At 68.4% G+C, this 13,105-nt stretch carries 13 protein-coding genes; all 13 read right to left on the reverse strand.

The annotated features are described in order from the left end of the window. Positions 1-118: 118 nt before the first annotated feature. On the reverse strand, positions 119-1,384 hold the full coding sequence (locus DN412_RS08210) for an MFS transporter (protein WP_115014048.1): 1,266 nt from the start codon (positions 1,382-1,384) through the stop codon (positions 119-121). A gap of 132 nt (positions 1,385-1,516) precedes the next feature. Continuing rightward, the gene (locus DN412_RS08215; protein WP_115014049.1) at positions 1,517-2,341 is read right to left on the reverse strand and encodes a LytR/AlgR family response regulator transcription factor; all 825 of its coding nucleotides are present in this window, start codon (positions 2,339-2,341) and stop codon (positions 1,517-1,519) included. A gap of 98 nt (positions 2,342-2,439) precedes the next feature. After that, positions 2,440-3,615, reverse strand: coding sequence for a sensor histidine kinase (locus DN412_RS08220; protein WP_115014050.1), 1,176 nt, complete (start codon positions 3,613-3,615; stop codon positions 2,440-2,442). A 61-nt stretch (positions 3,616-3,676) separates the two neighbouring features. Next, positions 3,677-4,063, reverse strand: a complete 387-nt coding sequence (locus tag DN412_RS08225) for a DUF962 domain-containing protein (RefSeq protein ID WP_115014051.1) — start codon at positions 4,061-4,063, stop codon at positions 3,677-3,679. Positions 4,064-4,308: 245 nt separating this feature from the next. Further along, complete coding sequence (locus DN412_RS08230) at positions 4,309-5,253, reverse strand: CysB family HTH-type transcriptional regulator (RefSeq protein WP_115014052.1); 945 nt, start codon at positions 5,251-5,253, stop codon at positions 4,309-4,311. Beyond that, a complete protein-coding gene (locus DN412_RS08235) occupies positions 5,250-6,377 on the reverse strand; it encodes a sulfate/molybdate ABC transporter ATP-binding protein (protein WP_115014053.1) in 1,128 nt (375 codons plus the stop codon). The genes DN412_RS08230 and DN412_RS08235 overlap by 4 nt, the downstream gene beginning before the upstream one ends. Continuing rightward, the gene (cysW, locus tag DN412_RS08240; RefSeq protein ID WP_115014054.1) at positions 6,374-7,315 is read right to left on the reverse strand and encodes a sulfate ABC transporter permease subunit CysW; all 942 of its coding nucleotides are present in this window, start codon (positions 7,313-7,315) and stop codon (positions 6,374-6,376) included. The genes DN412_RS08235 and cysW overlap by 4 nt, the downstream gene beginning before the upstream one ends. A gap of 1 nt (position 7,316) precedes the next feature. Further along, positions 7,317-8,279 (reverse strand): sulfate ABC transporter permease subunit CysT, encoded by a 963-nt coding sequence (cysT, locus tag DN412_RS08245; RefSeq protein ID WP_115014055.1) that lies wholly within the window; start codon positions 8,277-8,279, stop codon positions 7,317-7,319. Positions 8,280-8,436: 157 nt separating this feature from the next. After that, positions 8,437-9,108: an RBBP9/YdeN family alpha/beta hydrolase gene (locus DN412_RS08250; protein WP_078196714.1), complete on the reverse strand. Its 672-nt coding sequence runs from the start codon at positions 9,106-9,108 to the stop codon at positions 8,437-8,439. Beyond that, the gene (locus DN412_RS08255) at positions 9,105-9,956 is read right to left on the reverse strand and encodes an EAL domain-containing protein (RefSeq protein ID WP_115014056.1); all 852 of its coding nucleotides are present in this window, start codon (positions 9,954-9,956) and stop codon (positions 9,105-9,107) included. The genes DN412_RS08250 and DN412_RS08255 overlap by 4 nt, the downstream gene beginning before the upstream one ends. Before the next feature lie 212 nt (positions 9,957-10,168). Continuing rightward, complete coding sequence (locus DN412_RS08260; RefSeq protein ID WP_115014057.1) at positions 10,169-11,074, reverse strand: ATP-binding cassette domain-containing protein; 906 nt, start codon at positions 11,072-11,074, stop codon at positions 10,169-10,171. A 37-nt stretch (positions 11,075-11,111) separates the two neighbouring features. Beyond that, positions 11,112-11,915, reverse strand: a complete 804-nt coding sequence (gene ssuC / locus DN412_RS08265; RefSeq protein ID WP_115014058.1) for an aliphatic sulfonate ABC transporter permease SsuC — start codon at positions 11,913-11,915, stop codon at positions 11,112-11,114. A 13-nt stretch (positions 11,916-11,928) separates the two neighbouring features. Further along, positions 11,929-13,092, reverse strand: coding sequence for an FMNH2-dependent alkanesulfonate monooxygenase (ssuD, locus tag DN412_RS08270; RefSeq protein ID WP_115014059.1), 1,164 nt, complete (start codon positions 13,090-13,092; stop codon positions 11,929-11,931). Between the last annotated feature and the right edge of the window lie 13 nt (positions 13,093-13,105).

Consider the following 13,105-nt stretch of genomic DNA (forward strand, 5'->3'; position numbering starts at 1 on the left):
ACTCTTCCAGAGAAGGGGGCAGCAGATAGGATTGGTCGGGTTGATAAGGAAGGTAACTGGCAGCCATGCCCGTATTGTCCTCGATCTTTCGCCGATTTGGCTTCTGCCGCGCAGCCTCCTAGGCGGCCTCCGCCCGGCCCGCAGCGGCGCCGCGGCGCGAGCGGTTGCCGTTGCCCACGGTCACCGCGGTAAAGATCGACAGCAGCTGGAAGCCGCCGATCATGAAGAACACCCACGCCGGCAGCTTCGCGTCCATCAGCGCACCGAAGAACAGCGGGCCGCAGGCCAGGCCGATATCCAGGCCCGAGTAGACCACGCCATAGACGCGCCCGGTGGCGCCGGCGGGCGCGGCGGCGCGCACCAGCAGGTCGCGCGATGGTCCGGCGGTACCGGCACCGAAGCCGATCACGCCCATCAGCACCGGCACCAGCAGTGCCGGCACCAGGTTCAGCCCGACCAGCACCGCCATCAGCCCCGACACGGTGAAGCTCACCGCGATCAGCCGTTCATGGTTGCTTGTGCGGCTGGCGGCAAAGCCGCCCACGACCATGCCGCCGGCACTGCACAGCATGTAGATGGTGTACGACGCGGTGGCCAGCGTGAACGGCATGCCGTACAGATAGGTCAGCGCGGTCGGGGCAAAGCTCTGGATGCCAGCGGCGGAAAACGTGGTCAGCAGGAAGAAGGCCCAGCACACCCATACCTGCGGCAGGCGCAGGAAGCCAAGCAGGCTGCCGCCCGCGCCCGCAGCCTTGGCCGCGGGCCGGCCCACGGCGCCCTGCACTTCACGCGGGTCCAGCACATGGCGCAGCACGACCAGCACGGCCAGCACGATAAAGGCGACCGCCGAGGCCGCCGCCAGCGCCACGCGCCAGCTGGCCAGGTTGGCAATTGCCACCAGGAACAGCGGCGCCGCCGCCCAGCCCAGGTTGCCGGAAATGCCGTGCACCGAGAACGCATGGCCCAGCCGCGGCTGCGACACATGCTTGTTCAGCAGCGTGAAGTCGGCCGGGTGGAACACGCCGTTGCCCAGCCCCGCCACGGCCGCGCCGAACAGCAGCGCGGCATAGCCGGCACTGGTCGACAGCAGCAAGGCCGCTGCGCCCAGGAAGGCCAGCCCGGCAAACAGGACCGGCCGCGCGCCGAAGCGGTCGACCACGAAGCCGGACGCGGTCTGCACCACCGCCGAGACCGCGAAGAACACCGTCATCAGCAGGCCCAGCTCGGCATAGCTCAGGCCGAACTCCGCCTTGATCCACGGGAACAGCGGCGCCAGCAACAGATGGTAGAAATGGGAGACCCCGTGGGCCAGTCCGACCAGGCCGATCACCTGGGCGTCATGACGAAGGGGATTGCGCGTGGGATCGATTGCGGCGGTGGACATGGCGCTGGCGGTAGGGGCTATGCAGGACGGGAGGCGGCAGCCCCAGGGAAAATACGGGCCGAAGCCCGCATCATAGAGGAAAACCCCTGCCCTCTGCAGCCAGGTGGCGGCCACGCCGCCCGCGGGCGTGCCTTACATCTGCTTGAACAGGTGCGCGTACTGGCGCGCCACCGGCAGCAGTTCGGGGCGGTCGCGCAGCCGCAGCGACAGCCGGCCCAGCGACTGGTTGACCGCGCTGGCCACGCAGGTGATGTTGACCACGGTGCCGCGGTGCACCTGCCAGAAGCGCTCCGGGTCCAGCTGCTGCGTCAGTTCGCGCAGACTGGTGCGGATCAGCGCCTCGCCGGTGCCGGAGACGACGTTGACGTACTTGTCGGTGGCTTCCAGGTAGATGACTTCGTCCACGGGGATGATGCGCACCTCCTGCCCCACCAGCGCCTTGATAAAGCGCAGGTACTGCCGCTGCGGCGCACCGGACGTGCCTGGCGTGGCATTCTCCAGCGATTCCAGGCGCGCCAGCAGCTGGCCGAGCCGGTCGGTGTCCGCGATCGAGGCTTCGGATTCGGTGTCTTCATCGTCGGCGGGGCCGGCCAGCCGGTCCTTCAGGCGCTGTACCGTCGCCTCCAGCCGTTCGCGCTGCACCGGCTTGAGCACATAATCCACGGCGGCGCGCTCAAATGCCTCCAGCGCAAACTGGTCATAGGCGGTCACGAAGACCACCAGCGGCGGGGTGTCGAACTCGATCAGCTCGCGCGCCACGTCCATGCCGCTCATGCCCGGCATGCGGATATCCAGGAAGGCCACGCGCGGCTGGTGCTCGCGCGCCGCTGCCAGCGCGGCCACGCCGTCGTGGACCACGGAAACGATCCGGGCCTCGGGCCACAGCGACTTCAGTTCGGATTCCAGCACGCGCGCGAGCAGCGCTTCGTCATCGGCGATCAGAAGGGTCGGGGTCATGGGGGCGTTGGGATGGTGGCTGGGTCCTGGCGATACAGGCGGCACCGCCCTGGGCGGTGCCTCTGCTGCTGGTTGTCAGGGGTACTGGTTGATGCGCCTCAAAGCCGTTGCATGGCCGGCGCCGCTCCGGGCATGGCCTCGGGTTGGGTGGTGGTGGTCTGGGTGACGGTGGGCGCCTCGGCCGGACGCTCCAGCGGCAGCGTCAGCCGCACCACCACGCCGCGCGGCGTGTTCTCTTCCATCTGCATGCTGGCCGCCGCACCGAAAATTCGGGCCAGCCGCTCGCGCACGTGCGTGATGCCCAGGCCCGAGCCCTTGTCCGAAGCATGGCCGAAGCCCACGCCGGTATCGGCGATAATGACCTGCACCGCATTGTCGCCGGCCGCGCGCGCCGACAGCCGGATATGGCCGCCGATCATGCAGGGCTCAATGCCGTGCGTGACCGCGTTCTCCACCAGCGGCTGGATCAGCATGGGCGGGATCTCCACCTTCGCCAGCTCCCGCGGCAGGTCGATGTCGAACGAGAGCCGCTGGCCGAAGCGCATGCCCTGGATGTCCAGATAGCTGCGCAGCAGCTCGAACTCCTGCCGCAGCGTGCATTGCTCGGCGCGGGTATGCGCCAGCGACATGCGCAGGAATCCGATCAGGCGCTGCAGCAACTGGCGCGCGGCGGGCGGATCGGTGGCGATCAGCCCGTCGAGGTTGGCCAGCGAGTTGAACAGGAAGTGCGGCTCGATCTGCGCCTGCAGCGCCATCAGCTGCGCGCGCACCAGTTGCTTTTCAGCTTCCTCGCGCTGCAGGGCGTCCAGCGCGGCCTGGCGTTCCAGCGACGCCAGCTTCTCGCGCGACCAGTAGAAATAAATCATCGAGGCCGCGGCCAGCATGCCCACCACCAGGCACATGCGCAGCATGCCGCCGACTTCGTCCGCCGATTTGGGCGGCAGGTCCAGCACCACGCGCGTGGCCCAGCTGCCGAATACCACGCCTGCTGGCACCGCGGCGGCGGCCAGCAGCAGGAAGGGCCAGCGGCGCGGCCGGTCGTTCCACCAGATCACCACGCGCGGGATGTCGATCAGCACCCAGATCGACAGGCCGATCAGCTGGCTGTAGACAAAGTTGTGCCACAAGCTGCCGCCGGTCTGGAAGCCGTAGTTCAGGCTGATCGCGATCACCGAGTTCATGCACAGCACGAACAGCAGGTCGCGCCCGAGGATATTGAGACGGGAGGGGATGGCGGTGGCGACGTGTGAGAGGCAGCGGTCCATGGCGTTCATGTTAGCGCGGCTTGAGCCTGGCGCAATACGGGCAGGTGATGTGACGGTGACACGGGTTGCGTCAGCCACCCTGCCCGGTCGGCCCGCCGGGGGCCGCTGTCTGGCCGGCCAGCACGCGCCACCACTGCCCGGACAACACGTAGCGGGGGAACGTGATCCACTGCTCGGCCAGGATGCGGCCGGCGATGTCCGCCGGCCCCGCGAAGGGTTCCGGGGCGTGGGCCTCCAGCCTGTGGCCGCGGCCCTGCAGCGCCATCGACATGCCCATGCACACCAGCCCCAGCGCCACCGCCGGCAGGCTCAGGCGCAGCAGGCCATAAATGCCCAGTACGGTGCCGGCCATGAACATCGGCACCGCCACGATATGCAGCAGCAGGTTGCGGGGATGCTGGTGGTTGCGGGCATAGCCGCGCCACTGCCAGCGCAGCAGCGGTTCGTCGTCGCGCATGATCGTCTCTCTCCTTTGCCCGGCCCTTGCTGACCGGCGGCCGCGCGCAAACTTTGTTGCGCTGCGGTACACGTGCGGCGCCCACAAAATGGCATACGCCGGCACGTGCAGGGAATGTACCCCTCAGCAAGGCGTGAAGAAAGTCTCTTGCGACGAACGGCGGGCACGGGGCGCGAACGGCACCGCGCGGGAGCGGACGGCGCGGCGCGGCGGCCCGCAGGTGCCGCTTGCGCCGCCCGCCGGGATCAGGCCGCCAGGGCCTGCCGGTCCTGTTCGGAGAGCACGCTGGTGACGGTGTCGCGCGACAGGTGCGGCGCGAACATATTGATGAAGGCGTGCGCATAGCCGCGCAGGTAGGCCCCGCGGCGCACCGCCACGCTGGTGGTGTTAGGCGCGAACAGGTGGTCGGCCGAGATCCGCACCAGGCCGGAGTCCTTGCGTTCGTCGTAGGCCATCGACGCGATGATGCCCACGCCCAGGTCCAGTTCGGCGTAGGTCTTGATCACGTCGGCGTCCAGCGCGGTCAGCACGATCTCGGGCTGCAGCCCGGCCTCGGCAAAGGCGCTGTCGATCTTGCGGCGGCCGGTGAAGCCGGCGTCGTAGGTGATGAGCTGGAAGCCGGCCACGTCTTCGAGCGTGGGCTCGGGCAGGCGCGTGAGCGGATGGTCGGGCGAGACCACCAGCACGTGCTGCCAGCTGTAGGCCTCGAACGAAGTCAGCCCCGCCTCGGTGGCCAGTGCCTCGGTAGCGATGCCGATATCGGCCTGCCCCGTCAGCAGCAGCTCGACGATATGCGTGGGCGATGCCTCCTGCAGCGCCAGCGTCACATGCGGGTATTCGCGGCGGAACGACTGCACCACGCGCGGCAGCGCATAGCGCGCCTGGGTGTGGGTGGTGGCAACGGTCAGGCGGCCGGTATGGCGGCCGGCATATTCATCGCCGGCCTGGCGCAGGTTCTCGGCCTCGAGCAGCAGGCGCTCAACGATGCGCACGATCTCGCGGCCGGGCTCGGTCAGCCCGGTCAGGCGCTTGCCGTAGCGCTCGAAGATCTCCACGCCCAGCTCTTCCTCCAGTTCGCGGATCTGGCGCGACACGCCAGGCTGCGACGTGTAGAGCGCGTTGGCGACCTCGGTCAGGTTGAACTGGCGGCGTACCGCCTCACGGATCGATCGGAGTTGCTGGAAGTTCATGGCGTGGCCTTTTCTTGTTGGATGGACGCGGTGCCGCTGGCACCGTTGACACGCGGCTGCGTGAACACGCGCAACTGGCGCGGGCGCACCGCCAGCAGTTCGCCCTCGCGGAAGCCCGCATGGCGGAAGCGCTCCAGCGGCAGCGCGACCTCAATCACGTCCTGGTTGTCTTCACGTTCGAGTTCAAGCTGTGCCACCGGGCCCAGCGTCAGCGCGCGGCGCAGTGTGACCGCGATGCCGTCGGCGCCGGGCGAATAGCGTTCCAGGTCGAGGTCATGGGGGCGCACATAGGCCACCGCGTCGCCGGCGGTCTCATGGCCGCTGCCCACGACCGGCAGCACGGCTTCGCCGGTATGCAGCAGGCCGCCGGTCTCGCCCACTTCCAGGCGGCCATGGAACAGGTTCACGTTGCCGAGGAAGCCGAATACGAAGGGCGTGGCCGGATGGTTGTAGACCGCCTCGGGCGAGCCGTACTGCTCCACGTGGCCGCGGTTCATCAGCACCACCTGGTCGGCCACTTCCAGCGCCTCTTCCTGGTCGTGCGTGACGAACACGCTGGTCACGTGCAGTTCATCGTGCAGGCGGCGCAGCCAGCGGCGCAGCTCCTTGCGCACCTTGGCGTCGAGCGCGCCGAACGGTTCGTCCAGCAGCAGCACGCGCGGCTCCACCGCCAGCGCGCGGGCCAGCGCAATGCGCTGGCGCTGGCCGCCCGAAAGCTGCGACGGGTAGCGGTCGGCCAGCCAGTCAAGCTGGACCAGTTCCAGCAGCGAGCGCACCTTGTCGCGGATCTGCGCTTCGCTGGGGCGCTCGGCGCGCGGCTTGACGCGCAGGCCAAACGCCACGTTCTCGAACACGCTCATATGCTTGAACAGCGCATAGTGCTGGAACACAAAACCCACCTGGCGCTGGCGCACATGCTGGTCCGAGGCATCGCGCCCGGCCAGCACGATCTGGCCCGCGTCGGCGCGCTCCAGGCCGGCGATGATGCGCAGCAGCGTGGTCTTGCCGCAGCCCGACGGCCCCAGCAGCGCGGTCAGCTCGCCTTCGTCGAAATCGAGCGAGACGTTGTCCAGCGCGACAAAATCGCCAAAGCGCTTCTCTACGTTCTTGACCTGGATGCTCATGATGCTTGTCCTTGCACTGAAGCTTGCAGCGTTGCCAGCGGCCGCTCGGGTGCAGCCTCTTCGGTTTCCTTGCGGGCGCGGAACTCGACCAGCGTCTTGATCCCCAGCGTGACCAGCGCCAGCAGCGTCAGCAGCGAAGCCACCGCAAAGGCCGCCGCGAAGTTGTACTCGTTGTAGAGGATCTCCACGTGCAGCGGCATGGTGTTGGTCAGCCCGCGGATATGGCCCGACACCACCGACACCGCGCCGAACTCGCCCATCGCCCGCGCATTGCACAGGATCACGCCGTACAGCAGGCCCCAGCGGATATTGGGCAGCGTGATATGGCGGAAGGTCTGCCAGCCCGAGGCGCCCAGCACGATCGCGGCCTCTTCCTCTTCACTGCCCTGTGCCTGCATCAGCGGGATCAGCTCACGCGCCACAAAGGGGAAGGTCACGAAGATGGTGGCCAGCACGATGCCCGGCACCGCGAACATGATCTTGATGTCGTGCGCTTCCAGCCACGGGCCCAGCCAGCCCTGCGCGCCGAACAGCAGCACGTAGACCAGGCCGGAGATCACCGGCGACACCGAGAACGGCAGGTCGATCAGCGTGATCAGCAGGTTCTTGCCGCGGAAGTCGAACTTGGCGATGGCCCAGGCCGCCGCCACACCGAACACCACGTTCAGCGGCACCGCGATCGCCGCCACCGTCAGCGTGAGCTGGATCGCGGCCAGCGCGTCGGGCTCGATCAGTGCTTCCCAGTAAGTCTGCACGCCCTTGCGCAAGGCTTCATAGAACACCGAAGCCAGCGGCACGAACAGGAACAGCGTGAGGAACAGCACCGCCACCGCGATCAGCGTATAGCGCACCCATGGCGCCTCGCCGGTGGCGTCGAACCTGTGATGACCCCGGGCGTTGCCCTGCCCGCCCAGGCGTCCCGCAACGGCGCCGGCCATGTCAGAACTCCTTGCCCGTGGCGGGCGCTTCAGGTGCCAGTGCGGCGCGCACACCGGACTGATGGCGGCGCGTCCAGGCCTGCAGCAGGTTGATCAGCAGCAGCAGGCCGAACGAGATCACCAGCATCACCACCGCCACCGCGGTGGCGCCGGCGTAGTCGTACTGCTCCAGCTTGGAATAGATCATCAGCGGCGCGATCTCCGACACCATCGGCATATTGCCGGAGATAAAGACCACCGAGCCGTACTCGCCGGTGGCGCGTGCGAACGACAGCGCAAAGCCGGTCAGCAGCGCCGGCAGGATGGCGGGCAGGATCACGCGGTGGAAGGTCTGCAGGCGGTTGGCACCCAGGCTGGCGGCGGCCTCTTCCAGCTCCTGCTCCACGTCTTCCAGCACCGGCTGCACCGTGCGCACCACGAACGGCAGGCCGATAAAGGTCAGCGCCACCACCACGCCCAGCGGCGTGAACGCGACCTTGATGCCCAGCGGCTCAAGATAACGGCCGATCCAGCCGTTGCCGGCAAACAGCGCCGTCAGCGCGATACCGGCCACCGCCGTAGGCAGTGCGAACGGCAAGTCCACCAGCGCATCGATCAAACGCTTGCCCGGGAAGCGGTAGCGCACCAGCACCCAGGCCACCACCAGCCCGAACACCGTATTGACGATGGCCGCCACCAGCGATGCGCCGAAGCTCAGCTGCAGCGACGCCACCACGCGCGGCGCCGCGACCGTGGTCCAGAACCCGTCCCACGTCATCGTGAACGTCTTCAGGAACGTGGCCGACAGCGGGATCAGGACGATCAGCGTCAGGTAGAACAGCGTGAAGCCCAGCGACAGGCCAAAGCCGGGCAGCACCGTAAAACGCTGTCTGGACGGGCGGCCGGGTGTGCGTGTGGCGCCGGAGTCAGGCGCGCGGGGAGCAGCTGGCGGCGGCGTGTCCGCCAGGGAAATGGATGGAGGCATGTCGTCTCGTCTGTGAGCGGTGCGCCGCCGGCCCTGATGGCAGGCCCCGGCGGCCCTTTCTTTATGACGCCGGCGCATAGTGCGCCGGCCTACGAGACAGATTCTGCAGAGTCGCCCTTATAAACAGAACGAATCTTTATGAATTTTCTTAGGCGATTTAGATATAAGGGACGGTGGATGCCACTTCAACACATGCCTCCCAGGCGGCGGATGGCTCACTTATGGATCCGGCGTCGCCCACATGCGCGATGCGCTGGACCAGCGCATCGAGCAGCGCGAGCCCTTCAGGCCACTCGCCGAGTCCTGAATCGGCATTGATATGGCCGACGTTGCCCACGTCGACCAGCTCGCTGCCCCACAGCGTGCCCCAGCTGAAAGCGGTGCGTTGCGGCATCCAGGGATCATTACGGCTGGCCACCAGGATGGTCGGAAAGGGCAGGCGGTAGGTCGGCAGCAACGCCGCCACGCCGAACTTGTCCGGATCGGCGGGTGCCACCAGCAGCGCGCCGGCAATGCCCACCGGATCCAGCGCTGCCTGGCGCAGCGTGGCCAGGCAGCCAAAGCTGTGCGCCACCAGCACCGCGCCGCGCGCGGCCACGCGCTGGGCGCGCATCACGCCTTCGGAGACACGCTCGGCCCACAGCGGCAGGCTCGGGCGCGACCAGTCATGCTGCTCCACCCGCTGCCAGTCCGGGAATTGTTGTTCCCAGCGGCTCTGCCAGTGCCCGGGGCCGCTGCCATGCAAACCCGGCACGGTCAGCACTTGCAGGTGTCGCGGAATCTCCAGCCGCGTGGCGCGGCTGGCGGCGGTCCTGTTCGATTGCGTCATACCGGCTCCTCGCTAAGTACATTGGCGGTTGCAGCCCTGGAACCCCGCAGCCCGGCCGCACTCACCAGCCCGCCGGCAAAGGCGCCCTGCCCCAGGCCGATGCCCGCGGCCTGCAGGCGCTCGATACTCTCGGCATTCTGCAGGCGCCGGCCGATCAACGTCACGCCCGCGCTGGCCGCGCTGGCACGCAGGCCGGACAGCTGGCGGTCGGTCCAGGTGCGGCGCATGTCGAGCTTGAGCCAGTCCGGCAGCGCATGCGCCATCAGCGCGCCCGCTTCCGCCGGGTCCGAGGCCTGCAGGCTCACCGCGAAGCCATTGCGCCGATAGTTGCCGACCACATGCAGCAGCAGCCCGAGATCGTCGTTGGCACTGGCCGGCACCTGGATCACAAAGCGCTCCAGCGGCAGCCCCAGCGACTGCAGCGCGCGCCGGAAGGCGGCGCCGTGATCGTCCGCCACTGCGGCCAGCAGCCGGTTGTGCACGTTCAGCACCAGCTTGTGTTCGCCGTCGGCGGCAAAGTAGTTGATGGCGTGCAGCAGGCGCGAGAGCCGGTCCAGCGAGATCAGCGTGTGATCGTCGGCCGCCATCGCAAACAGCTTCCAGGCGGCCAGGCCCACGCCGTCTTGCGCGTAGGTGTGGATCGCGCCTTCATGGGCCACCACCTGGCGGTCGGCCAGCGTCACCAGCGGCTCGAACGCGCTAGTGAGCGAGCAGTTGAAGAACTGCCCCTGCACCTGCCCGCGCGTATCGCGCCACAGTTGCCGGTCAGCCAGCGGCTGGCGCGGCAGCGATTCCAGATAGCGTTGGAGCGCAGACGCTGCGCCCGTGGGTTCATGCACGCCTGGCATGGCAATCCTTGGGTTGACCGGGCCGCTCGGCCTCAAGGTCTGATTGGTATGGATGATGACGGGTGCTGCGCGCACCGCTGCAGCGCGTCCGCCTGCCTGCTCATGATAGGAGTTCGGCGGGCGCGAGCGTATGAAGATTACGTGCTGACGATATGCGCCATGTCAGCGATACGCCGCGCGCATCGCCGCGCGCGCGGCCGCACGCACTGCAATCATGTTGCCCAACTCACATTCAGCGGCGCGGGCGCGGTGGCGCGAACAGCTTGCGTACCGGCTTGCCCGGGCGCGTGCGGCGACTGCCGCATCACCCGCTGCAGCACCCTGGCCTCCAGCTGCGCAAAGCCCGCCGCGCCGCGCTCGCGCGGTCGCGCCAGCGCCACGCGTTCATCCATGGCAATGCGGCCGTCCTCGATCAGCACGATGCGGTCGGCCAGCGCCACCGCTTCGGACACGTCGTGCGTGACCAGCAGCGCCGTGAAGCCAAGGCGGCGCCACAGCGATTCGATCAGCCCCTGCATCTCGATGCGTGTGAGTGCATCCAGCGCGCCCAGCGGCTCGTCCAGCAGCAACAGCTGCGGGTGGTGGACCAGCGCGCGCGCCAGCGCCACGCGCTGGCGCTGGCCGCCGGACAGCCGCGCGGGCCAGGCCTGGGCGCGGTCGGCCAGGCCCACCTGCGCCAGCACATTGGCAGCTTCGGCGCAGCGTGCGCGCGGCAGGCCCAGTGCCACGTTGTCCAGCACGCGCTTCCACGGCAGCAGCCGTGCGTCCTGGAACATCACGCGCACGTCGGCGTGCCGCGTGCGGCCTTTGCCACCAGCCTCGCCATCCACGGTAATACTGCCGCCATCGGCCGCTTCCAGCCCCGCCACCAGTCGCAGCAGCGTGCTCTTGCCGCAGCCGCTGCGCCCGACGATAGCCAGGAACTCGCCCGGCGCCACGTCCAGCGCCACGTTGTGCAGCACTTCGCGGCCGTCGTAGCGCTTGACCACCTGGCTCACTTGCAGCGCCACGCCACCTGGCTTGCGCGGTACTTCTGCCGCCGGCTGTGCCGCCTCGCGGCGCGCGAGGCCTGCTTCCAGTTCAGCCAGCGCGGCCTGTTCTACCGGATACATCTGCATCTCGATCTCCTTGCCTTGATTAGGTTGCCGATGCCCGTCAGGCAGCGGCGTAGCCCGGATGCCAGCGCAGCCAGTAGCGCTCCAGCCCGCGCGACAGCCAGTCGGCCAGCTTGCCCAGCAGCGCATAGAGCAGGATGCCCACCAGCACCACGTCGGTTTGCAGGAACTCACGCGCATTCATGGTCATGTAGCCGATGCCCGATTGCGCGGAGATGGTCTCCGCCACGATCAGCACCACCCACATCAACCCCAGCGCGAAACGCACGCCCACCAGGATGCCCGGCAGCGCGCCGGGCAGGATGACCTCGCGATACAGCTGCCAGCCGGACAAGCCGTAGCTGCGTGCCATCTCCACCAGCCCCGTATCGACCGAGCGGATGCCGTGATAGGTGTTCAGGTAGACCGGGAAGAACACGCCCAGCGACACCAGGAACAGCTTGGCGGTCTCGTCGATGCCGAACCACAGGATCACCAGCGGGATCAGCGCCAGCGCCGGGATATTGCGCACCATCTGCAGCGTGCTGTCGAGCAACGTGGCCGCAGTGCGGAAGGTGCCGGTCAGCAGCCCCAGCAGCAGGCCCAGCCCGCCGCCGATGGCAAACCCGACCAGCGCGCGCCAGGTGCTGACCCCCACGTGCTTCCACAACTCGCCCGAGCGTGCCAGCTCCCACGCGGCCTGCACCACGGCCAGCGGGGCCGGCAGCACGCGGCTGGAGAGCCAGCCGTTCTGCGAAGCCAGCTGCCATGCGACGATCAGCAGCACTGGCACGATCCACGGGGCCAGCGCGCGCGCCAGTGCCTGGGTTGCCTGGCGCGGCGGCGGTAACAGAGGAGCGTTCATGGCAACCCCCTCCTCAACTCTGCGCGGCGCGCGGCACGATGCCGGTCGCCATGACTTCACCGAACGGGCCCGACAGCACCTTGCCCGGCAGCTTGTCGCGCACCGAGCGCGGCAGCAGCGGGAACACCAGTTCGGCAAAGCGGTAGGCCTCTTCCAGATGCGGATAGCCGGACAGCACGAAGGTGTCGATGCCCAGCTCGGCGTACTCGCGCATGCGCTCGGCCACGGTGCGCGGATCGCCCACCAGCGCGGTGCCGGCACCGCCGCGCACCAGGCCGACACCGGCCCACAGGTTGGGGCTGATCTCCAGTGCCTCGCGCGTGCGGCGCGTGCCGCCGGCGTGCAGCGCGGCCATGCGGCGCTGCCCTTCGGAATCCATCCTGGCGAACACGGCTTGCGCACGCGCCACGGTCTCGTCATCGAGCCGGCTGATCAGGTCGTCCGCCGCGGCCCAGGCGGCGGCTTCGGTCTCGCGCACGATCACATGCAGACGGATGCCGAACTTCACCGTGCGGCCATGACGCGCGGCCTGGCGGCGCACGTCGTCGAGCTTCCGCGCCACGTCCGCGGGCGGCTCGCCCCAGGTCAGGTAGGTATCGACCTGCTCGCCCGCCAGCGCATGCGCCGGCGCCGACGAGCCGCCGAAGTACACCGGCGGATGCGGCTGCTGCAGCGGCGGATAGAGGACGGTGGCGCCCTTCACGCTCAAGTGCTTGCCTTCGTAGTCCACCTTGTCGCCGTCATGGCTGGCGGCCAGCACCTGGCGCCAGATGCGCAGGAATTCGGCCGAGGCCTCGTAGCGCGCGGTATGGTCCAGGAACAGGCCGTCGCCTTCCAGCTCGGCAGTGTCGCCGCCGGTGACCAGGTTGATCAGCAGCCGGCCGTTGGAGATGCGGTCGAAGGTCGCCGCCATCCGTGCGGCCAGCGTCGGCGCCATCAGGCCGGGGCGCACCGCGACCAGGAACTTGAGGCGCTGCGTGACCGCTGCCAGCGCCGATGCCGCCACCCACGGGTCTTCGCATGAGCGCCCGGTCGGAATCAGCACGCCTTCGTAGCCCAGCGTATCGGCGGCCACGGCGACCTGCTTCAGGTACTCGAAACTGACCTCGCGCGCGCCTTCGGAGGTGCCGAGGTAGCGGCTGTCGCCGTGGGTAGGGATGAACCAGAAAACTTGCATGTCATTGTCCTTT

Source organism: Cupriavidus lacunae, from assembly GCF_003353055.1.
Classification (GTDB): Bacteria; Pseudomonadota; Gammaproteobacteria; order Burkholderiales; family Burkholderiaceae; genus Cupriavidus; species Cupriavidus lacunae.

What these genes read in the sequence shown, in the direction of transcription:
- DN412_RS08260 (WP_115014057.1), bottom strand. Translation starts at nt 11,074, where the DNA reads ATGCAGATGTATCCGGTAGAACAGGCCGCGCTGGCTGAACTGGAAGCA.
- ssuC (WP_115014058.1), bottom strand. Translation starts at nt 11,915, where the DNA reads ATGAACGCTCCTCTGTTACCGCCGCCGCGCCAGGCAACCCAGGCACTG.
- cysT (WP_115014055.1), bottom strand. Translation starts at nt 8,279, where the DNA reads ATGCCTCCATCCATTTCCCTGGCGGACACGCCGCCGCCAGCTGCTCCC.
- DN412_RS08215 (WP_115014049.1), bottom strand. Translation starts at nt 2,341, where the DNA reads ATGACCCCGACCCTTCTGATCGCCGATGACGAAGCGCTGCTCGCGCGC.
- DN412_RS08220 (WP_115014050.1), bottom strand. Translation starts at nt 3,615, where the DNA reads ATGAACGCCATGGACCGCTGCCTCTCACACGTCGCCACCGCCATCCCC.
- DN412_RS08225 (WP_115014051.1), bottom strand. Translation starts at nt 4,063, where the DNA reads ATGCGCGACGACGAACCGCTGCTGCGCTGGCAGTGGCGCGGCTATGCC.
- DN412_RS08230 (WP_115014052.1), bottom strand. Translation starts at nt 5,253, where the DNA reads ATGAACTTCCAGCAACTCCGATCGATCCGTGAGGCGGTACGCCGCCAG.
- ssuD (WP_115014059.1), bottom strand. Translation starts at nt 13,092, where the DNA reads ATGCAAGTTTTCTGGTTCATCCCTACCCACGGCGACAGCCGCTACCTC.
- DN412_RS08210 (WP_115014048.1), bottom strand. Translation starts at nt 1,384, where the DNA reads ATGTCCACCGCCGCAATCGATCCCACGCGCAATCCCCTTCGTCATGAC.
- DN412_RS08250 (WP_078196714.1), bottom strand. Translation starts at nt 9,108, where the DNA reads ATGACGCAATCGAACAGGACCGCCGCCAGCCGCGCCACGCGGCTGGAG.
- DN412_RS08235 (WP_115014053.1), bottom strand. Translation starts at nt 6,377, where the DNA reads ATGAGCATCCAGGTCAAGAACGTAGAGAAGCGCTTTGGCGATTTTGTC.
- cysW (WP_115014054.1), bottom strand. Translation starts at nt 7,315, where the DNA reads ATGGCCGGCGCCGTTGCGGGACGCCTGGGCGGGCAGGGCAACGCCCGG.
- DN412_RS08255 (WP_115014056.1), bottom strand. Translation starts at nt 9,956, where the DNA reads ATGCCAGGCGTGCATGAACCCACGGGCGCAGCGTCTGCGCTCCAACGC.